Genomic DNA, 19,671 nt, shown 5'->3' on the forward strand with positions numbered 1-19,671 from the left:
TTCATTTGTGACATAAACAATGATCGAATCTTTTGCTCAACTCTTTGAAGAGTCCCTGAATGCCGTTGAAACCCGTCAAGGTTCCATCGTCAAGGGCACTGTCGTTGCTATCGAGAACGGTTTCGTACTGGTTGATGCCGGTCTGAAATCCGAGTCTGCTATCCCGGCTGAAGAATTCAAGAACGCCATGGGCGAGCTGGAAATCAACGTAGGTGACTCCGTTGACGTGGCTCTGGACTCTATCGAAGATGGTTTCGGCGAAACCAAGCTGTCCCGCGAAAAAGCCAAGCGCCACGAAGCCTGGCTGCAGCTTGAAAAAGCTTACGAAGAGCAAGCTACCGTTATCGGTATCATCAACGGCAAGGTCAAGGGTGGTTTCACCGTTGAGCTGAACGGCATCCGTGCCTTCCTGCCGGGTTCTCTGGTTGACGTGCGTCCGATCCGTGACACCGCTCACCTGGAAAACAAAGAACTCGAGTTCAAAGTCATCAAGCTGGACCAGAAGCGCAACAACGTTGTTGTTTCCCGTCGTGCCGTGATCGAGACCGAGAACACCTCCGAGCGTGAAAGCCTGCTGGCCAACCTGCAAGAAGGTCAAGAAGTTAAGGGTATCGTCAAGAACCTGACCGACTACGGTGCATTCGTAGATCTGGGCGGTGTTGACGGCCTGCTGCACATCACCGACATGGCGTGGAAGCGCGTTAAGCATCCTTCCGAAATCGTCAACGTTGGCGACGAGATCGCTGTCAAGGTTCTGAAGTTCGACCGCGAGCGTACCCGTGTATCCCTGGGCCTGAAGCAGCTGGGCGAAGATCCCTGGGTTGCTATCGCCAAGCGTTACCCGGAGACCACCCGTCTGTCTGGCCGCGTGACCAACCTGACCGACTACGGCTGCTTCGTTGAAATCGAAGAAGGCGTGGAAGGCTTGGTACACGTATCCGAGATGGATTGGACCAACAAGAACATCCACCCGTCCAAGGTTGTCAACGTTGGCGACGTGGTTGACGTGATGGTTCTGGACATCGACGAAGAGCGTCGTCGTATCTCCCTGGGTCTGAAGCAGTGCAAATCCAACCCGTGGCAGCTGTTTGCCGAAACTCACGCCAAGGGCGACCGTGTTTCCGGCAAGATCAAGTCCATCACTGACTTCGGTATCTTCATCGGTCTGGATGGCGGCATCGACGGCCTGGTTCACCTGTCTGACATCTCCTGGAACAACCAGGGCGAAGAAGCCGTGCGTGAATTCAAGAAGGGCGACGAGATCGAAGCCGTTGTTCTGCAAGTGGACCCGGAGCGTGAGCGCATCTCCCTGGGCGTCAAGCAGATCGAAGAAGACCCGTTCAATAAGTACCTGTCTGACAACAAGAAAGGTGCTATTGTGAAGGGCAAGGTTACCGAGGTTGATGCCAAGGGTGCCGTGATCGAACTGGCTGACGGCGTAGAAGGCTACCTGCGTGCCTCCGACGCTGCTCGTGACCGCGTAGAAGACGCCACTCTGGTGCTGTCTGTTGGTGACGAAGTTGAAGCCAAATTCATGGGCGTTGATCGCAAGAACCGTACCGTAAGCCTGTCTGTCCGTGCCAAGGACGAGGCTGACGAGCGTGTTGCCATCGACAGCCTGAACCAACAAGAAGAAGTTGTGTTCAGCAATGCCATGATGGAAGCGTTCAAAGCCGCCAAGGGTGAGTAATCCTTGATGCAAGAAAAGGGCGGCATTGCGCCGCCCTTTTTTATCTTGGCAAAATGATTATTGCATGTGATCGGGGAAGGAGATTTAACCTTATGACCAAATCAGATCTCATCGAACAACTGGCAGCCAGCCGCATGCATATGCCGGCCAAGGATGTCGAAGCCGCTATCAAGGAGATCCTTGAGCAGATGGCATCGACCTTGCAAAACGGCGACCGGATTGAAATCCGAGGATTTGGCAGTTTCTCGCTGCACTATCGTGCGCCCCGCGTGGGTCGCAACCCCAAGACCGGGGACAAGGTTGAACTGACCGGGAAATATGTCCCGCACTTCAAACCTGGCAAAGAGTTGCGCGAACGCGTCAACATCATCGAATAATGCAGAAAACGGCATACCTGAGTATGCCTTTTTCATTTTTATGTTCTGGAGTCTGCCCGTTGTCGGGTTTCTCACACTCTTTTCCCATTCGCGCTAGAGTCTGCCTGTGATTTTAAGGATAATCAGTCACTCATTCGCTACAGACAGGGAGCTCCCATGAAGCGTATCTTGGCCCTCATTCCACTGGTGCTGGTGTTTGTCCTGACCCTTGCCATCGGTTCTCAAAATGGTCAGCTGGTGCAGTTCAACTACTTGATCGCCCAGGGGGAGTTCTCGCTCTCCATGTTGCTGGGGTTCTTCTTCGCCGGCGGTTTTCTGCTGGGCTGGCTGGTATTTGGTCTGCTGTTCCTGCGTCTCAAACTGCAAAATCGCACCCTGAACCGAACCATGCGTCGTCAATCTCGCGAGTTGGAGCTTGCCCGGTCGACAACCAAGGAATAATGTCCCTCGATGCTTGAACTGCTTTTCCTGCTGTTGCCCATCGCCGCCGGTTATGGCTGGTACATGGGCCGCAGGAGTGTTCGCCAGGACACCCAGCAACAGAGTAACCAGTTTTCCCGCCAGTACGTGGCGGGCCTCAACTATTTGCTCTCTGACGAGTCGGACAAGGCGGTGGATCTCTTTATCCAGCTGCTGGAAGTCGACAGCGAAACCATCGAAACCCACCTCTCCCTCGGCAACCTGTTCCGTCAACGGGGCGAGGTCGATCGCGCCATCAAGATCCACCAGAACCTGGTCGCCCGTCAGCTGACCCGTGAGCAGCGTCAGCTTGCCTTGCAGGAGCTGGCCCGTGACTTTCTGGCTGCCGGATTGCTCGATCGGGCCGAAGCACTCTGGAAAGAGCTGTGTGATGACAGCGATTTCGAAGAGACGGCTCTGGCACAGCTCCTGATCATTCATCAGCAGTTGCGTGACTGGGACAATGCCATCGCCGTGGCGGTGCGTCTGCAGAAATTCCAGGGCAAGAAACTGGCCGAGCCCATTTCCCACTTCTATTGCGAACAGGCGGAGAGTGCCTTGCGCGATGGCGACAAGCCTGCGGGCATCGCCAAGCTCAAGCGTGCGCTCGGTGCCCACCCGGCCTGTGCCCGCGCCAGCCTGCGGCTGGCCGATCTGGCGATGGAGGAGGGCAGGTTCGAGGATGCGGCCAAGGAGCTCCTGCGGGTGTTCGAGCAGGACATCGACTTTGCCTCCGAAGCCATGCCAAAACTGCTCGAATGCTATCGCCAGCTTGGTCGCAGCCAGGAGCTGATCCCGCTGCTTGAAAAAGCGGTAGAGGATCATGCGGGGGTCAGCGTGACCCTGGCGCTGGCCAATCTGGTGGAGGCCCGCGATGGGTTGAGTCAGGCCCGTGCGCTGGTGCTGCGCCAACTGCGTCGCCACCCCTCCATGAAGGGGTTTTATCAGCTGGTCGGTTTCCAGTTGGCCAGTGCCGAGGAGGGGCCTGCCAAGGAGAGCCTGGAGCTGCTGCAACAGTTGGTCGGTGAGCAGATCAAGATCAAGTCGACCCACAAGTGCCGTCAGTGCGGCTTTGCCACCCATTCGCTGTTCTGGCAATGCCCTTCCTGCCGGCAGTGGGGCACCATCAAGCCGATCCGAGGGCTGGATGGGGAGTAAACGCCAGCGAGGCCAACACGCCCGGGCGAGCACGGATACCCAAGAATTTCAGATGCCAGCGTGCAACCGGGCCCCGGCTCTGCTGCGCCTGGCTGTGGCATAACAATCCATAGGAAGTGACATGCAAGACCCCAAAGTACTGGTCGCGCTGGATTATCAGCACGAAGCCGACGCCTTTGCCTTCATTGAGCAGATCTCACCGGCCCAGTGCCGCCTCAAAGTAGGCAAGGAGATGTTTACCCTGTTTGGTCCCCAGTTCGTTCGTCAACTGGTGGCCAAGGGGTTCGACGTCTTCCTGGATCTGAAATTTCACGACATTCCCAACACCGTCGCCAAGGCGGTGGCGGCCAGTGCGGAGCTGGGCGTCTGGATGGTGAATGTCCATGCCAGCGGTGGCGAACGCATGATGCGTGCCGCCAGAGAGGCGTTGCTGCCATACGGGGACAAGGCGCCCCTGCTCATCGGGGTAACCGTGCTGACCAGCATGGAGCAGTCCGACATGGCGCCCCTGGGTCTGGATGTGACGCCGGCAGAACAGGTGATCCGCCTGGCCACCCTTGCCAAGGCGGCCGGGCTGGATGGTGTGGTCTGCTCCGCGGAAGAGGCGAGTGTGCTGAAGGGGCTGCTGGGAGCCGAATTCAAGCTGGTGACGCCGGGCATTCGTCCGAGCGGATCGGCTGCCGGTGATCAGCGCCGCGTCATGACGCCGCTGGCAGCGGTGGAGGCGGGGGCGGATTATCTGGTGATCGGCCGTCCTATCACCCAGTCCTCGGATCCCGCCGCCGTGCTTGGGGCGATCAATGCCGAGCTTTGCCGGTAACGGCGTAATGGGCGAATGAGCGCAGGCCGGATCCCAGATCCGGCCTGCTGCATTTTGGCCGTGGGCTGGCCTTGCCTATGGGGAGCTCAGGAGTGGACGGCCTGGGCGTCCAGACGAATGGGGAAGAGGCCGAGCAGCAGGCCGGCGAGTGCGCCGATGAAGTGTGACTCGATGTGTACCCTGGCACCGATCAAGGCGGAGACAGGGCTCTCGCCGGCACTGTAAAAGTCCACACCGAGCTTGATGGCGACGCCCGCCAGCATCAGCCAGCCGGAGTGACGGCGAAAGCGGATGTCCTGCATGGCACCCCATACGAACAAGCCGTGCAGCAGGCCGGAGAGTCCCATGTACCACTGGGTTTGCGGGCAGCCCCACCAGATGCCGAGTCCGACCGCCGTCCCCAGCAGCAGCAGCAGCACGGGCAGGCGCCATCCCGTCAGGTACTCCTGAAACAGGCTGTAGAGCACGGCCAGACCGCTCAGGTTGAGCAGCAGATGCCATCCATTGGTGTGTGCCAGATTGCCTGTTATGATGCGCCACCCTTCGCCCTGGGCGATCAGGTCGCGATCGAAGGCGAGCTGATGATTTGGCACGGTGAAAAAGAGCAAGGCAGTGACGAGCGAAAGCGCGATGACCCAGAGCAGACCCGATTTTCCTGACAACATGAAGCAGCCCAACGACAAAGAGAGCCGATACTGTACACGCTGTACCCGGGCCCTCAAAGCGTGCCTGTGCGATTATATTCAGCGGGTGCCGAACCTGGCTGCGCTCCATATCCTGCAACACCCTGCCGAAGTAGGTCACCCCAAGGGGACGGCTGCGTTGCTGGCGGCGTCCCTGACCGATGTGCGCATCCATGTGGGGGAGGACTTTTCCGACGATGAAGGGCTCAATGCCCTGCTTGCCGACCCCGCTGTCCAGTGCTATGTGCTGTGGCCCGATGAGGAGGCCCTGACCCTGATAGAGGCAAGGGAGCATCTCCTGAGGCGTGGGCGCACCGTGCGAGCCCACTTCATCCTCCTCGATGGCACCTGGCGCAAAGCCTATCGCATGTTGCACAGCTCACCTGCACTGCTCGGGTTGCCGCGGATCACCCTCGGCGCCATTGCTGGGCAATATTCCATTCGCAAGAAGCCCTTTGAGGAGGCACTGTCCACCCTGGAAGCGGGCTACCATCTGTTGTCCCGGTGGGAAGGAGAGCCTGAGCGCTTCGCCCCGCTGATGACCCTGTTTACCCATTTGAACCGGCAGTGGCATGACTTTGCACAAGGCCGCCGCCGTTGAGTTGCCCAGAGGAGTGAAAAACATGAAAAAAGCCGTCGTGGTCTTCAGTGGCGGGCAGGACAGCACCACCTGTCTGGTGCAGGCACAGGCCCGCTATGACGAAGTGCATGCCATCACCTTCGATTACGGCCAGCGCCATCGGGCGGAGATTGACACCGCCCGCCATCTGGCGACGGCGCTCGGGATCGCCGCCCACAAGGTAATGGATGTGACCATGCTCGGGGAGCTGGCCATTTCGGCGCTGACCCGGGACGACATACCGGTGAGCTTCGAGCTTCAGGAGAACGGCCTGCCCAACACCTTCGTGCCGGGACGCAACATCCTGTTCCTGACCCTGGCGGCCATCTATGCCTATCAGGTGGGCGCCGAAGCGGTGATCACCGGGGTGTGCGAGACCGACTTTTCCGGTTATCCCGATTGCCGCGACGAATTCGTCAAGGCGCTCAATCAGGCGGTCTCCCTGGGGCTGGATCGCCCCATCCGCTTCGAAACCCCCCTGATGTGGCTCGACAAGGCCGAAACCTGGGCGCTGGCGGATCATTACGGTCACCTCGATACCGTGCGTCACCAGACGCTTACTTGCTACAACGGTGTCCAGGGAGATGGTTGCGGGGCCTGTCCGGCCTGCGAGCTGCGTCGCCGTGGCCTGGATCACTATCTGGCTGACAAGAGCGGCATCCGTGCCAGACTTTACGAGAAGAGCGGACTGGGCGAGAAAAGCGGATCCTGAGCCTGTGCCTAGCCCGGGTTTGGGGTATAATCCGCCCCTTTTGCAGCAAGTCGTGACCAAGATGCACTACCCAATCAACGAGATCTTCCAGACCATCCAGGGGGAGGGGGTATTTACCGGCCTGCCCGCCATCTTCGTTCGCCTTCAGGGCTGCCCGGTGGGCTGCCCCTGGTGCGATACCCGCCACACCTGGGTGGTGGACCCCGAGCGTGAGGTGGCCCCTGGCGAGGTACTCGATCGTTCCAATGAGTCCGACGGCTGGAGCAAGATGAGCACGGAAGATATTCTGGCCAGCTTTACCCGGCTCGGTTACCGGGCCCGTCACGTGGTGTTGACCGGTGGTGAGCCCTGCCTCTACGACTTGCGCGAGCTCTCTTCGGCCCTGGTGGCATCGGGTTATCAGGTGCAGATCGAAACCAGCGGGACCAGCGAGGTGCTGACCCATGAGCAGACCTGGGTGACTGTTTCCCCCAAGATCGGCATGAAGGGTGGGTTGCCGGTGCTGGTCTCTGCACTGGAGCGGGCCAACGAGATCAAGCACCCGGTGGCCACCGAGCACCATATCGAGGAGCTGGATGCCCTGCTGGCCACCGCCCGGCTGCGCCCCGATGTGATGATTGCGCTGCAACCCATCAGCCAGAAAGCCAGGGCCACGGAGCTGGCCATGGCGACCTGCATCGCCCGTAACTGGCGACTCTCCATCCAGACCCATAAATACCTGAATATCGATTGATATGGATGGACTCAGCGATGAGCGCATCTTGCTGACGCTGGCCAGCAAGATGCCTTACGGGAAATACAAGGGGCGGCGCATCATCGATATTCCCGAGCCCTATCTGGTATGGATGGCGCGAAGCGGTTTTCCAGCCGGTACCCTGGGCCAGTCTCTGGCACTGGCCTACGAGATAAAGCTCAATGGACTCGAGTCCATGATTATTCCCATTATTAACAGGATGTCAGAATGAGAATATATACAAGGCAAGGGGACAAGGGGCTCACGCGACTGGCCGATGGCACTTCCCTGGCCAAAGACGATAAACGTGTCGAGACCTATGGCGCCATCGACGAGCTGAATTCCCAAATAGGCTTGTTGATGGCTGAAATACCCGCCGGGGAGACGACTCTCCTGGCCGATCTCATATTGTTGCAGCAGGAGCTGTTTGATCTGGGGGGGGAGCTGGCATTTTCCAGTGAATCACAAACGGATACGCTGTGGCAGGTGAACGAGGCTTGGACGAACAGGCTCGAGCAACAGATCGATGCCTACAGTGCCGGGTTGCCGGTGCTGCGCAATTTTATTTTGCCGAGCGGTTCGCGGGCGGCGGCCCAGGCACATGTGGTGCGTACCCTGACCCGTCGCTGCGAGCGTCTGCTGCTTGGGTTGAGCCGCGTAGAGCGGGTGAATCCGGCCGTTTTGCCCTACCTCAACCGGCTGAGCGACTGGTTTTTCACCATCGCCCGATACCTGCTGGTATCGTCGGGTACCCCGGAGATCCTCTGGGTCAAGGCGGCTGACAGAGGCTGACAATCGCTCGAAGCGGCAATAAAAAACCTCGCCTTGCGAGGTTTTTTATTGCTGTGGAAAGGGGCCTGATATTGCTGTCAGATGGCAAAGGCTTCCACGGATTTGCCCTCGGCAACGGCCTTGGCAATGACCGAGGGCATGCGGCCCTGACCGGTCCAGGTTTTTTCCACGCCATTGTCCAGATAACGATATTTGGCGGGGCGGGGCGCACGTTTGCTGACCTTGGTATTCTCGGGCACCACGGTGTTGACCAATTCGGCAGGATCGATCCCTGCGGCCTTCAGCATTTCGGCATATTCGGCAATTTTCTTTTGATGCTCTTCACGGGCCTGGCGTTCGGCGGATTCATCTTGCCGACGTTCATCGACGATGGCGGAGAGCTTTTCCAAGCCTTCTTCCAGTTGTTCCAGCGTCAAATCGCGGCAAGCTGCACGCAGGCTACGGATATTCAACAGCACTTTCAGAAATTCGTTCATATTGGCTACCACGCGAGCAAAATATTAAGGGAAGAACTGGTTTTTCGATAATTTATAGGGGTATTTGGCACCAAGTCAAGCCTGCCAAAATAATTAATTAGGCTGATAAATTAAGTCTCGAAATAGATATGAAGGATATTTTTATCCGTTTGACGGGACAACATCTTCGAATGGGCTCGTGTCAGATGAAAATATCGCCATCGGAGTTTTTGGTGAACCATTTGACTACCTTTGCAGGTATGGGGGCCACAGAAACCTTGAAATTTAATCAAAAAACTTGCTATCACCCGGTGGCTCGATAAAATGTGCCGCGAATACCTTTAAGTAGAGGCGCGCTGCCTATGAGTAACCGAGCGGAGGGTGATGCCTGCGATGCTCGATGAAAGGAGTCGGCGCCGAAGTGACCAGGCCATCATACCGGGTTGCTGGTTCTGCATCTAATAGGTGCAGGACTGCCATAGTCATCCACTATGGAGCGCTACCTGAAGGGGCTGAGGAGTATACCCTCCCCATGGGTTTTGTTTCTTTGATCCTCTCGGTAGATCTCCACCTGTTGTCTTTAGGTGCAAAGAGATCATGGACATCGTTCATTACGCCGACTCCGGTTGGTCCGTCGTTCCCCCCCTGCTGGCCGTTGCGCTGGCGATCATCACTCGCCGCGTCCTGGTGTCGCTGGGGGTGGGCATAGTCGCAGGCAGCTTGCTGCTCAACCAGTTTTCTCCCCTTGCGTCCCTTCATTACATGCTCGATACCGTGCTCAGGATCTTCTGGGTCGACGGTGCGCTCAATCGTGACAACGTCAACATGATCCTCTTCATGTTGCTGCTGGGCGGCCTCATCAGCCTGATGAGCGTCTCCGGTGCGACCCGGGCGTTTGCCGAGTGGGCGGAGCGCCGCGCCAAGACCCGCAAGGGTGCCAAGTCCCTGACCGGTCTGATGGTGTTTGCCTTCTTCATCGACGACTTCTTCCACAGCCTGTCGGTGGGGGCCATCTGCCGTCCGGTGACCGATCGCTTCCAGATCTCCCGCGCCAAGCTGGCCTATCTGCTGGACTCCACCGCCGCGCCGGTCTGCGTGCTGATGCCGATCTCCTCCTGGGGGGCCTACATCATCGCCCTCGTCGGCGGCATCATGGCGGCTCATGGTCTGACCGACCAGAGCCCCATCTCCGCCTTCGTCGAAATGATCCCCATGAACCTCTATGCGGTGTTCACCCTGATCATGGTGCTGGTGGTGATCGCCTTCCAGCTCGACATCGGCCCCATGCGCCAGCATGAGCAGTGGGCACTGGAGGGCAAGCTGTGGGACGAGTCCAAGGGGCGCCCCATCGGGCTCGACATGGAGAGCCCGGAGGAGAGCAATGGCGGCATGATTGACATGGTGCTGCCCATCCTGACCCTCACCCTGGCCACCGTCTATTTCATGATTGACTCCGGGGCTGCGGTGCTGGCCGACAAGGGGCTGCCGTTCAGCGTGCTCGGCTCCTTCGAAAACACCAATGTCGGCTCCTCCCTGGTCTATGGTGCTCTGTGCAGCCTGGTGGTCTCCATCGGTCTGGCCATGCGCCTCAAGCTCGGGGCAAGCAACTGGATGAAGGCGGCTCCGCAGGGGATCATGGCCATGCTGCCCGCCATCAACATCTTGCTGTTCGCCTGGACCATCGGCGCCGTGGTGCGCGATGTGGAAACCGGTAAATACCTGGCCTCCCTGGCCAATGGCAATCTGCCGGTGGAAGTGCTGCCCGCCGTGGTCTTCGTGCTCTCCTGCGCCATGGCGTTTGCCACCGGCACCAGCTGGGGTACCTTCGGCATCATGCTGCCGCTCGCCGGCGACATGGCGGCCGCCAGCGACATCAGTCTGATGCTGCCCATGCTGGCCGCCGTACTGGCAGGGTCCGTGTTCGGGGATCACAGCTCCCCCATCTCCAGCACCAGCATCCTGTCTGCCACCGGGGCCGGTTGCCATCACATCGATCACGTGATGACCCAGCTGCCCTATGCCCTGGCCATCGCCTTTGGCGCGGCGCTCGGCTACCTGGTGATGGGGCTGATGCACTCCGCGCTGGCCGGTTTCACCGTGAGCGGGCTCTGGTTCCTGATCTTCTCCGGTTACCATTTGCGCAAAGCCCGGGCGTATAGCGCCGTGGCAGTCGCATAAGAGAACAAGGGGCCTGCGGGCCCCTTGGTTTTGGCAGGGGCTTTGGTTAGCATGCGCCCCATCACTCCCGTTTCGGAACCCCATCATGGCTTCACTGCACTACAAATTTGCCACCATGAACTCAGGCAAATCGACCCAGCTCATCCAGGCCCACTTCAACTATCTGGAGCGTGGCATGTATCCGCTGGCCATGACGCCCGCCATCGACGATCGCTTCGGTGCCGGCGTCATCAGTGCCAGGGTCGGTCTTGAGCTGAAAGTGGAGGTGTTCAGCGACAGCTGCGATCTCTTCGAGATGGTCAAGGCGCGCCACGCAAAGCGGCACATCGATGTCTTCATCGTTGACGAGGCGCAGTTCCTGACCCGTGAGCAGGTCTACCAGCTCGCCCGCATCGTCGATGAGCAGGACATTCCGGTGATCGCCTATGGTCTCAAGACCGATTTTCGCGGCGAACTGTTCCCCGGCTCCTACCACCTGCTCTGTCTGGCGGACAAGTTCGAGGAGCTCAAAAGCATCTGCTGGTGCGGCAACAAGGCCCACATGAACTCGCGGGTCAACGAGGCGGGGCAGGTGATGCGCGACGGTGAGCAGGTGGAGATCGGCGGCAACGATCGCTATGTGTCGCTCTGCCGCAAGCACTATCTGGAAGGACGGGCCTTCAAGTAACCCGTGGCTGGCTCGTGCAGCCTGGACACCAAAGAGGGCGCCTATCTGGCGCCCTCTTTGTCTGTGGGAGTCAGTCGATCTCGATGTCCACAGGGGCGATGATGGGGTCTGCCGCCGGCAGGCGGTGGAAGAGCTGGCGAAAATGCTGCTGTACCCGGCCTATGTCCACCAGGGACATACCGGAGGCGAAGCCGAACCAGACGTAGAGCCCGGTGAGGTCGCGAAACATGGGAGGGAGGTAGCGGGGGGCGTCGATGAGCCCCTCCAGATAGTGCTGATAGAGCACGGGGATGTCGTCCAGGGTCACCTTGCCGACGAACAGCATGGGCAGGATCTCCGGCACCCCCTCCAGCACGGCGCTGCGAATGAAGTTCACCGTCTCCACATAGCCCTTCACATAGGAGAGATCCTTGGTAAAGCAGGCGCCCCCCTCGACCATGCCTCCGCGAAACACCCGCTGGGTGATCTTGTAGGCGTCGTGCTCGCTGGCCCCCTTGGCCACGAAGTGGCGGAACACCTCGATGAAATCGGCGCCACGCTCCGCCATGTCGATGGCCATGACCCGATCCGAGATGCGTTTGGCCCTGTCCGGGAAGGAGCTGAACGTGAGGGTCTCGATGAGCACTGCCAACCCCTCCTGACAGGCGGTGATGCGGGGCGAGCCGGCGCCGAGCCAGGTGGCGTAAGATTGCTGGCGGCCGTTGAGGGTGGTGCCGACGTGAACCCAGCCTTCGTGTACCTCTAGCACCTGCAGATCGAGCTCCGAGAAACGGGCGTGGGAGTTGAGCTTGATGTAATCCCCCCCGGCGGCGGCATCGGAGACGATGCCATCGCTGAGCTTGACCTGGACTGTGCCATCGCTGAAGTAGCTCGACAGCTTGCCCTGCAACCTCGCCACCGCGGCTTCCCCCTCGAACTCCTTGGGGTAGGGACGCACCAGGTGGCGGGCGCCGGGCAGGGAGAAGATGTCGCACAATCTGGCCCCCAGCTCCTTCAGGGTCTTGCGATCCCCGCGCAGGTGATCGCTTGCCGAGCCGTAGAGCCGCTGACTGTAGCGCTGAAAGTCCGGCTGTCCGCGCTGGCGCAGCATCTCGATGACCACCATGTACTGATCCACCGTCTCTTGCAGGATCCGGCCGAGATCGTCCTGGGGGCCGAGGCGTCGGCGGATCCTGTCCCTCAGCTCCTTGAGCTCAAGGTACTTGTTGCGGGGATCGAACTCCAGAGGGAGGGATTCATAGAAGTGCCTGTCGATGGCGGGCAGTGCCTTGCCGCCACTTACCAGAAAGTCGCTTTGCAGGTGACGGGGCCATTTGATGGCATCCAGGATGCGGATGGGTTTTTGCAGGGCGAGCAGTTCATCCGAGAGGGATTTGAGGTGCAGGCGATACTTTTCTTGGATGGTCATCGGGCTCTTTGGAGGCGAGTGCGCTACGAGAATGGCTGAGTATAGGCACAGGGCCTGTCAAAAAGAAGCGAGACGACGGGGATCCGGCCTGTGTGCTTTTGGTTGTCTGAAAATTGGTTTAGACTGCGCCCCTTGATCTCTACCGTGTCGTGAAAATGATGAATATCCCCAGCTCTGAAATGATAATGCGTTGGTTGCAACAGGCCCGGATCGAGCACTATGTGTGCGATCAGTGTCATGGCATCCACATGGTCTCCCTGCAGTCCGTCGAGGGCATCCAGGAGAGCCGGATCTTCGTGGAAGAGGAAGGGCTGCTGTTCTCATCCGAGCTGGAGGTGCGCCCCTCATCGCTGCTGCCCCTGGTGGCCGAACTGGGTCGTCTCAACATGCAATATCCGTCCCTCAAGGTGTTCCTCGACATCATCGATGACAACCTGCCACGCCTCGTTGTGGGTCACACCGTCTTTACCAAGGCGGGTCTCACCGTCGAGCAATTCCTGCTGTTCGTTGAAAGCACCACGGCAGCCACCCATGAAGTGGTTTCCGAATGTGAACGCCTTGGCTTCCTCAACCTGCCGGAAATCCAGGTCGCACCGGAATCCGTTCACTGACCTCAGCACCTGAACTGTGCGTTTAATGTGCGAACGGTTCGCTGCGGCTAAAAAGCCGTTGACGGCGGCGGGGCTTTCCCCTAAATTACGCCCCGTTCCAGCGCAACGGCGCAGCGAACACCGTGTTGGCTGAACACGTTAAACCACAGACAAAATTTGGTGCGGTATCCGAGAGGCTGCCCACCGACGAAGTCGGCAAGATGCACGCGCAGCGCGCTCCGAAAGCCACTTCAAGCAGTAAAAATTTGGTGAGGTGTCCGAGTGGCTGAAGGAGCACGCCTGGAAAGTGTGTATACGGCAACGTATCGAGGGTTCGAATCCCTCCCTCACCGCCAAATAAAACAAAAGGCCCCGTCGCAAGACGGGGCCTTTTGTTTTTCCGGTAACCGGCAATCTGGTCTCTACCCGGTATCGACAGGCGGGTGGACTAGCCCTGCTGGAGTGGCATAGGCCGTACACCGGGCGACACCGGGATGTAGTCTGGTCAATGCCTCCCTTGCTGTCAGGTTTATCCTGATCGGTTTATCGCTCCCTAACCTTGTCCCGTCCCGTTATCTCTTCAACCTGGAGACATAGGGGATATTCCGGTACTTGTGCTCCCAGGGCAGGCCGTAGCCCACCAGCAGGTCATCGCTCGTCATTTCATAGGCATAAAACTGCTCGGCGGGGATAGCCACGCGCCCTGGTTTGACAAACAGGGTCGCGATGGACAGGGAACGTGGCGCGAACGCCTGCAGGTGCGCGACCAGCCGCCTCATGGTACCCCCCGATTCGATGGCGTCGTCCATCAGGATGACGTCTCTGCCCCGGATGCCGACATTGTTGTGAAAGACGATGGGAGAGGCATTGTGGCGCTCCCCCGGAGTGTGGGGGCAGGAGATGTAGTCCATGGCGATATCAAAGCGCAGCGCCCTGACGACATCGGCGGTAAACAGCATGCCGCCCGGCACCACGGTGATCACCACCGCCTCCGTGAATCGCTCGTTGAGCCGTTTGGCGATGACCTCGACGCCGAGCGCAATGTCCTCGGTATTTAATACCACGTCGCCGAAAACAGGGTTTCTCATGGCAGCTCCTGACAGGTTGTAGAAAGAGGGGTGGCCCGGGGTGCCAGCCCCACGCCTCTGCTGAGGAGCAGGGCCAGCACCATCAGCAAGACGACGCCGTGGAGGGCAGCCGGCAGACCGAATGCGTCGGCGACAAAGCCGACCAGTGAGGGGCTGGAGAGCACGCCGACATAGTCCTGGGTGGCGTCGCTTATCTGGGCGTTCAGTCTGACGAAGGGGATGATGGAGGCCCAGGCCGCCGTGGCAAAGCCCGAGCAGAAGAAGGTGGCTCGGGTGGCGAGCCGCTCACCTTCCGGGGCCGCCGGCTGGAGAGTGTGGACAACATGGGGTCTCCTTGGATGACAATCGAAGGAGGGGCTGTGCCTGGGATCCTCCGAGCGAGGAGGTCATGTTATGATCATTTCGAGTTCATATGAACAAAAATGTTCTTGTATTTGTTTGTGTGTGTTCATTGTGGCGATATGATGACCGCGATCAGAATGCATACATCCGAGGTAACAGCATGATCACGCTCATCATCACGGAGATGGACGGCACCTTCCTCATATAGCAGGGGGGATGACAACCGAGCCCTGTTCGCCGAGGTGGTTGCTGCCATGGCGCAGCAGGGGATACATTTTGCGCCCTGCACGGGAAAACAGGTCGACCGGGTCGAGGCGCTGCTGGGCAACGCCCTGGGCCTGGCCATCATCCGTCGGTTGGAGCGTCTGCCGGGCGAGCATATCGTCATCGCCTGCACGGCGGCCTGCGCGGCGATCCGGGAGGAGGTGCCGGATCATCTGAAAGCCTTGGTGCGTCGCTCCTACACCCAGGTGCAGACGGTCGCCGATTTTGGCGACATCACCACGGACTTTGTGAAGATCACCCTCTATGACAAGCAGAGCCGCTGCCTGGATCTGCGGGGCCAGCTTGGCGAGTGTGATGACGAGGCCTACATAGTGGCGTCCGACAAGCAGTGGATAGACATCGCCAATGCCGGCGTGCACTAGGGGACAACGGTGGCCAGGTTGCAGCAGCTGGTCGGCGCCGGTCGCCATGAGACCCTGGTCTTTGGCGACGGGCTCAATGACATCGAGCTGATGGCGTGCGCCGACTTCAGTTTCGCCATGCGCAATGGCCACGACGGACCAAGGATGCCGCCCATTTCATCACCCGCTCGAACGATGAGGACGCCGTCATGCACACCATCTTGCAACTGTTCGCACTGCAGCTGCAGGGGGCGTGAGACGGGCCAGGCGATGATCGCCCGGCCATTACAAGGGAACACCATGGACAAGTATTCACCGGAGGAGCGACGGCTCCTCATTCTGGATCTGCTGGCCGCGCACCACAAGGTGATGGCGGCGGAGCTGGCGGAGCCGCTGGGCACCACGGAGGCGACCATCAGGCGGGATCTGCGCTATCTGGCCGATGAGGGGCGCTGCAAGCGCATCCACGGTGGCGCCATCTCCCTGTCGCCCCAGACGGGGACCCTGACCGAGCGCAGTACCCAGCATGTGGCGCAGAAGCAGGCCCTGGCCATGGCCGCCCTGAGCCTGGTCAAACCGAACCAGCTGATCTTCCTGGATGCCAGCAGCACCCACCTGCTACTGGCCTCCCTCATGCCGGAACACCAGGGTCTGACGGTGGTGACCAACAGCCCGGCCATCGCCTGCCGGCTGCTGGAGAGACCCGGCATCAGGACCATCCTCATCGGTGGCGAGCAGGATCCGCTGGTCGGCGGGGCCGTCGACATCACGGCGGCCGAGGGCATCAACAAGTTCCGCTTCGACCTCGGCTTTCTGGGGGTCTGCGCCTGGTCCTCGGATCTTGGCTTCAGCGCCGTGCATTACCAGGACAGCGAGTTCAAGCGCCGGGTCGCGGAGCGTTCCGGCTCGCTGGCGGTGCTGTGCAATGACGACAAGCTGGAGTCCCTGGCCTCCTACCCCTTCCTGAACGCTGCGGATCTCGACTACCTGATCTGCACCCGGCAGGATCCGGTCCTGGTCAAGACGCTCGAAGGGGAGGGCTGCACCGTCATCACCGCCGGCTGATGCCGCCGCGAGAAGAGCGGGGAGAGGCCGGGGGTTGGAAGCGGCCCATAAAAAACGCCCCGTTCCCGGGGCGTCGGGAACGGGGCGCCTGCCTGCGTCCTCAGGCGAGGTCGAAGCGATCCAGGTTCATCACCTTGGTCCAGGCCGCCACAAAGTCCTTCACGAACTTCTCCTTGGCATCCGCACTGGCGTAGACCTCTGCCAGGGCGCGCAGCTGGGAGTTGGAACCGAACACCAGATCGACCCGGGTTCCGGTCCACTTCACCTTGCCGCTCTGGCGATCACGGCCTTCATAGACTCCCTGGCTGCCAGCCGCCGGCTTCCACTCCGTGCCCATGTCGAGCAGGTTGACGAAGAAGTCGTTGGAGAGGGTACCCGGGGCGGCGGTAAAGACCCCGTGGCAGTTGCCCGCGTTGGTGCCGAGCACCCGCATGCCGCCCACCAGTACCGTCATCTCGGGGGCACTCAGGGTGAGCAGCTGCGCCTTGTCGATCAGCATGGTCTCCGCGAAGCCCGCGCACTCGCCCGCGTAGTTGCGAAATCCATCGGCGAGGGGCTCGAGCACCGCGAAGGAGTCCACATCTGTCTGGGCCTGGGAGGCATCCATCCGGCCCGGAGTGAGGGGCACGGTCACGGCGACACCGGCTCTCTTCGCGGCCTGCTCGACCCCCACGCCGCCCGCCAGCACGATGAGGTCGGCGAGGGAGACCCGCTTGCCACCGGTGGCCGAGGCGTTGAAGGCCTGCTGGATCCCGTCGAGGGCCTGAAGCACTTTCGCAAGCTGGGCAGGCTGGTTGACGGCCCACTCCTTTTGCGGGGCGAGGCGGATGCGGGCACCGTTGGCGCCACCGCGTTTGTCAGAGCCACGGAAGGTGGACGCGGAGGCCCAGGCGGTCGACACCAGCTCGGCCACGGACAGGGAGGCCGCCAGGATCTGCTCCTTGAGCAGGGCCACGTCCTTGTCATCGATCAGGGGATGATTGACGGCGGGGATGGGGTCTTGCCAGATCAGCTCCTCTTTGGGCACTTCCGGCCCCAGGTAGCGGGCGATGGGGCCCATGTCGCGGTGGGTCAGCTTGAACCAGGCGCGAGCAAAGGCATCGGCGAAGGCCTGCGGATCCTCGTAGAAGTGGCGGGAGATCTTGCCAAACTCGGGGTCAAAGCGCAGGGTCAGGTCGGTGGTGAGCATGGTCGGCTTGTGGAACTTGCCGGGGATGTGCGCATCGGGAATGATCTCCGGCGCATCCTTGGCCACCCACTGCTTGGCGCCGGCTGGCGATTTGGTCAGCTCCCACTCGTAGTTGAACAGGTTTTCAAAGAAGTTGTTGCTCCACAGGGCCGGTGTCTTGGTCCAGGTTACTTCGAGCCCGCTCGAGACGGTATCCTTGCCATGGCCGCTGCCGAAGTCACTCATCCAGCCGAGGCCCTGGGCCTCCAGAGGGGCGGCTTCCGGCTCTGGCCCCTTGTGGGATTCGGGCGCTGCGCCGTGGGCCTTGCCGAAGGTGTGGCCGCCCGCGATAAGGGCGACCGTCTCTTCATCGTTCATGGCCATGCGACCGAAGGTGGAGCGGATGTCCTTGGCAGCCTCCATGTAGTCACCGCTGGCGTTGGGTCCTTCCGGGTTGACGTAGATGAGGCCCATGTGGGTGGCGCCGAAGGGGGCCGTGAGCTCGCGATCGCCCTTGACCCGATCGGGATCGACCCCGAGCCAGGCAATTTCATCCCCCCAGTTGACGTCCTGATCCGGCTCCCACACGTCGGGCCGCCCACCGCCAAAGCCGAAGGTGCGAAAACCCATGGTCTCCAGGGCGACGTTGCCGGCGAGGATCAGCAGATCGGCCCAGGAGATCTTGTTGCCGTATTTCTGCTTGATGGGCCAGAGCAGGCGACGGGACTTGTCGATGTTGACGTTGTCAGGCCAGCTGTTGAGGGGGGCGAAGCGCTGTTGACCACGGCCGCCGCCACCGCGACCGTCGGTGGTGCGATAGGTGCCCGCAGCATGCCAGGTCATGCGGATGAACTGGGGGCCGTAGTGACCGAAGTCCGCCGGCCACCACTCCTGGGAATCCGTCATCAGCTTGACCAGATCTTTCTTGAGTGCCTTGTAATCCAGGCTCGCGAAGGCCTTGGCGTAGTCAAAGTCCTTGTCCATGGGATCGGCGCCGGGGGAATGCTGATGCAGCAGATCCAGCCGCAACTGGTTCGGCCACCAATCTCGATTGGTTCTGCCGACGCCGGCGGTGTGGTTGAAGGGGCATTTGCTTTCTTCACTCATCTCTGTCTCTCCTTGGCAGTCATGTGCAATGCAGACAACTCAGTATGGGAACTTTTCCTGCAACCGGCGGGGTATGTGACAGGCTGGGCCTTGGACCGGCATCGGGGGGTTATCAATAACTCCTTATATTTCAGCTAATTGATTAAGGATGGGATGACCGTATTACGAAAAGATGAATCGGTGCCATCGAATTTGGCTCTCCTGGACAAGGGGTAAGAGAAGGAAGGAGCGCCCTGGCAGCCGTGTTATCAATCTTTTTATCCATAACACGAGGGATCAGACCTGGACTTGCGCTGGGTCATGGCATGAGGAGGGCTTGTCTTGAGCGGGGCAGAAAACCCCATTTTTGTGACGGCGGTCCGGACTGCGTCCTGAGCAGGGCACCGAGCGCCAGAGGATGGGGTGGGGGCGTTGCGCCAAAAAGCGGACGGCGCAGAAACAAAAAGACCGGCCAGTGGCCGGTCCAAACAGACAGCGTGCTGCTGTCTCATCAGGCTGATCCCAGCCTGGAGGGGAATAATGGGGTGGCTGATGGGGCTCGAACCCACGACAACCGGAATCACAATCCGGGACTCTACCAACTGAGCTACAGCCACCACTGAAATCTGCCTTCGATACAGCAATCAAACTCATCTGTATCGATGGCGCGCCCTGCAGGATTCGAACCTGCGACCCACGGCTTAGAAGGCCGTTGCTCTATCCGACTGAGCTAAGGGCGCGTTGTATCAAGAAATCCGGGGATTTCCCGATGAACCTGGTCGGTGATAAAGGATTCGAACCTTTGACCCTCTGGTCCCAAACCAGATGCGCTACCGGGCTGCGCTAATCACCGAAAATTCGCCATCCAGCATACCTTCGGCGGCACCACTGGGCAACGGGCGGGCATCATACCCAAGCGCCAAAGTCAGCGTCAACGACTTTTTCCACCAGTAAA

At 60.0% G+C, this 19,671-nt stretch carries 20 protein-coding genes, 4 tRNA genes, 1 pseudogene and 1 riboswitch; of the genes and pseudogenes, 17 read left to right on the forward strand and 8 right to left on the reverse strand.

The annotated features are described in order from the left end of the window. The first annotated feature begins 19 nt into the window (after positions 1–19). The 5 genes from rpsA to pyrF all read left to right on the forward strand — a co-directional run bounded on the left by rpsA (position 20) and on the right by pyrF (position 4,504). Positions 20–1,690, forward strand: coding sequence for a 30S ribosomal protein S1 (gene rpsA, locus AB5Y47_RS02430; protein WP_010675001.1), 1,671 nt, complete (start codon positions 20–22; stop codon positions 1,688–1,690). A gap of 92 nt (positions 1,691–1,782) precedes the next feature. Further along, entirely contained in the window at positions 1,783–2,067 is a 285-nt protein-coding gene (gene ihfB, locus AB5Y47_RS02435) for an integration host factor subunit beta (protein WP_005299934.1), read from the forward strand. A gap of 156 nt (positions 2,068–2,223) precedes the next feature. Continuing rightward, positions 2,224–2,508: a LapA family protein gene (locus AB5Y47_RS02440; RefSeq protein ID WP_010675000.1), complete on the forward strand. Its 285-nt coding sequence runs from the start codon at positions 2,224–2,226 to the stop codon at positions 2,506–2,508. 9 nt (positions 2,509–2,517) lie between these two features. After that, positions 2,518–3,684, forward strand: coding sequence for a lipopolysaccharide assembly protein LapB (gene lapB, locus AB5Y47_RS02445; protein WP_010674999.1), 1,167 nt, complete (start codon positions 2,518–2,520; stop codon positions 3,682–3,684). 121 nt (positions 3,685–3,805) lie between these two features. Then, a complete protein-coding gene (gene pyrF, locus AB5Y47_RS02450) occupies positions 3,806–4,504 on the forward strand; it encodes an orotidine-5'-phosphate decarboxylase (RefSeq protein WP_010674998.1) in 699 nt (232 codons plus the stop codon). Positions 4,505–4,590: 86 nt separating this feature from the next. Here the strand turns inward: pyrF and rrtA are convergent, their stop codons facing one another. Next, the gene (gene rrtA / locus AB5Y47_RS02455; RefSeq protein ID WP_223915160.1) at positions 4,591–5,169 is read right to left on the reverse strand and encodes a rhombosortase; all 579 of its coding nucleotides are present in this window, start codon (positions 5,167–5,169) and stop codon (positions 4,591–4,593) included. On the opposite strand from rrtA, the gene AB5Y47_RS02460 reads away from it, so the two are divergent. The 5 genes from AB5Y47_RS02460 to AB5Y47_RS02480 all read left to right on the forward strand — a co-directional run bounded on the left by AB5Y47_RS02460 (position 5,135) and on the right by AB5Y47_RS02480 (position 8,043). Next, on the forward strand, positions 5,135–5,788 hold the full coding sequence (locus AB5Y47_RS02460; RefSeq protein ID WP_174722086.1) for a tRNA-uridine aminocarboxypropyltransferase: 654 nt from the start codon (positions 5,135–5,137) through the stop codon (positions 5,786–5,788). The two genes, rrtA and AB5Y47_RS02460, sit on opposite strands and share 35 nt — an antisense overlap. A 22-nt stretch (positions 5,789–5,810) precedes the next feature. Continuing rightward, entirely contained in the window at positions 5,811–6,518 is a 708-nt protein-coding gene (gene queC / locus AB5Y47_RS02465; RefSeq protein ID WP_277855966.1) for a 7-cyano-7-deazaguanine synthase QueC, read from the forward strand. Positions 6,519–6,579: 61 nt separating this feature from the next. Continuing rightward, a complete protein-coding gene (gene queE, locus AB5Y47_RS02470; protein WP_010674994.1) occupies positions 6,580–7,251 on the forward strand; it encodes a 7-carboxy-7-deazaguanine synthase QueE in 672 nt (223 codons plus the stop codon). Between the two features lies 1 nt (position 7,252). Beyond that, on the forward strand, positions 7,253–7,483 hold the full coding sequence (locus tag AB5Y47_RS02475; RefSeq protein WP_039038687.1) for a DUF3820 family protein: 231 nt from the start codon (positions 7,253–7,255) through the stop codon (positions 7,481–7,483). Then, positions 7,480–8,043 (forward strand): cob(I)yrinic acid a,c-diamide adenosyltransferase, encoded by a 564-nt coding sequence (locus tag AB5Y47_RS02480; RefSeq protein WP_041211547.1) that lies wholly within the window; start codon positions 7,480–7,482, stop codon positions 8,041–8,043. The genes AB5Y47_RS02475 and AB5Y47_RS02480 overlap by 4 nt, the downstream gene beginning before the upstream one ends. A 77-nt stretch (positions 8,044–8,120) precedes the next feature. Here AB5Y47_RS02480 and AB5Y47_RS02485 read toward each other — a convergent pair whose 3' ends face one another. Then, on the reverse strand, positions 8,121–8,519 hold the full coding sequence (locus tag AB5Y47_RS02485) for an H-NS family nucleoid-associated regulatory protein (RefSeq protein WP_041215041.1): 399 nt from the start codon (positions 8,517–8,519) through the stop codon (positions 8,121–8,123). Between the two features lie 317 nt (positions 8,520–8,836). Then, positions 8,837–9,008: riboswitch (Lysine riboswitch) on the forward strand. Positions 9,009–9,095: 87 nt separating this feature from the next. Here AB5Y47_RS02485 and AB5Y47_RS02490 point away from each other — a divergent pair. Together AB5Y47_RS02490 and AB5Y47_RS02495 are read left to right on the forward strand one after the other, a co-directional pair. Continuing rightward, positions 9,096–10,676: a Na+/H+ antiporter NhaC family protein gene (locus tag AB5Y47_RS02490; RefSeq protein WP_041211545.1), complete on the forward strand. Its 1,581-nt coding sequence runs from the start codon at positions 9,096–9,098 to the stop codon at positions 10,674–10,676. Between the two features lie 85 nt (positions 10,677–10,761). Next, a complete protein-coding gene (locus AB5Y47_RS02495) occupies positions 10,762–11,343 on the forward strand; it encodes a thymidine kinase (protein ID WP_010674989.1) in 582 nt (193 codons plus the stop codon). A gap of 70 nt (positions 11,344–11,413) precedes the next feature. On the opposite strand, the gene AB5Y47_RS02500 is transcribed toward AB5Y47_RS02495, so the two are convergent. After that, on the reverse strand, positions 11,414–12,751 hold the full coding sequence (locus tag AB5Y47_RS02500; protein WP_368219752.1) for a flavohemoglobin expression-modulating QEGLA motif protein: 1,338 nt from the start codon (positions 12,749–12,751) through the stop codon (positions 11,414–11,416). Positions 12,752–12,906: 155 nt separating this feature from the next. On the opposite strand from AB5Y47_RS02500, the gene AB5Y47_RS02505 reads away from it, so the two are divergent. After that, a complete protein-coding gene (locus AB5Y47_RS02505) occupies positions 12,907–13,362 on the forward strand; it encodes a YbjN domain-containing protein (protein ID WP_160839247.1) in 456 nt (151 codons plus the stop codon). Between the two features lie 247 nt (positions 13,363–13,609). Next, positions 13,610–13,697 (forward strand) — tRNA-Ser (locus AB5Y47_RS02510). A gap of 216 nt (positions 13,698–13,913) precedes the next feature. Here AB5Y47_RS02510 and AB5Y47_RS02515 read toward each other — a convergent pair. Continuing rightward, a complete protein-coding gene (locus AB5Y47_RS02515; RefSeq protein WP_368219754.1) occupies positions 13,914–14,429 on the reverse strand; it encodes a phosphoribosyltransferase in 516 nt (171 codons plus the stop codon). A 596-nt stretch (positions 14,430–15,025) separates the two neighbouring features. Here AB5Y47_RS02515 and AB5Y47_RS02520 point away from each other — a divergent pair. The 3 genes and pseudogenes from AB5Y47_RS02520 to AB5Y47_RS02530 all read left to right on the forward strand — a co-directional run bounded on the left by AB5Y47_RS02520 (position 15,026) and on the right by AB5Y47_RS02530 (position 16,462). Further along, positions 15,026–15,418: a hypothetical protein gene (locus AB5Y47_RS02520; RefSeq protein ID WP_368219755.1), complete on the forward strand. Its 393-nt coding sequence runs from the start codon at positions 15,026–15,028 to the stop codon at positions 15,416–15,418. Between the two features lie 9 nt (positions 15,419–15,427). After that, positions 15,428–15,541: pseudogene (locus tag AB5Y47_RS02525) on the forward strand (HAD hydrolase family protein); the annotation flags it as partial. Between the two features lie 156 nt (positions 15,542–15,697). Beyond that, entirely contained in the window at positions 15,698–16,462 is a 765-nt protein-coding gene (locus AB5Y47_RS02530; protein ID WP_368219782.1) for a DeoR/GlpR family DNA-binding transcription regulator, read from the forward strand. Positions 16,463–16,562: 100 nt separating this feature from the next. Here the strand turns inward: AB5Y47_RS02530 and katG are convergent, their stop codons facing one another. From katG to AB5Y47_RS02550, 4 genes are all read right to left on the reverse strand, one after another. Further along, entirely contained in the window at positions 16,563–18,737 is a 2,175-nt protein-coding gene (gene katG, locus AB5Y47_RS02535) for a catalase/peroxidase HPI (RefSeq protein ID WP_368219756.1), read from the reverse strand. 520 nt (positions 18,738–19,257) lie between these two features. After that, positions 19,258–19,333, reverse strand: a tRNA-His gene (locus AB5Y47_RS02540). Between the two features lie 46 nt (positions 19,334–19,379). Further along, a tRNA-Arg gene (locus AB5Y47_RS02545) sits at positions 19,380–19,456 on the reverse strand. A 36-nt stretch (positions 19,457–19,492) separates the two neighbouring features. Continuing rightward, a tRNA-Pro gene (locus AB5Y47_RS02550) sits at positions 19,493–19,569 on the reverse strand. Positions 19,570–19,671 lie beyond the last annotated feature (102 nt).

The sequence above is a fragment of the Aeromonas sp. R7-2 genome (assembly GCF_040908105.1).
In the GTDB taxonomy this organism is placed as follows: domain Bacteria; phylum Pseudomonadota; class Gammaproteobacteria; order Enterobacterales; family Aeromonadaceae; genus Aeromonas; species Aeromonas caviae.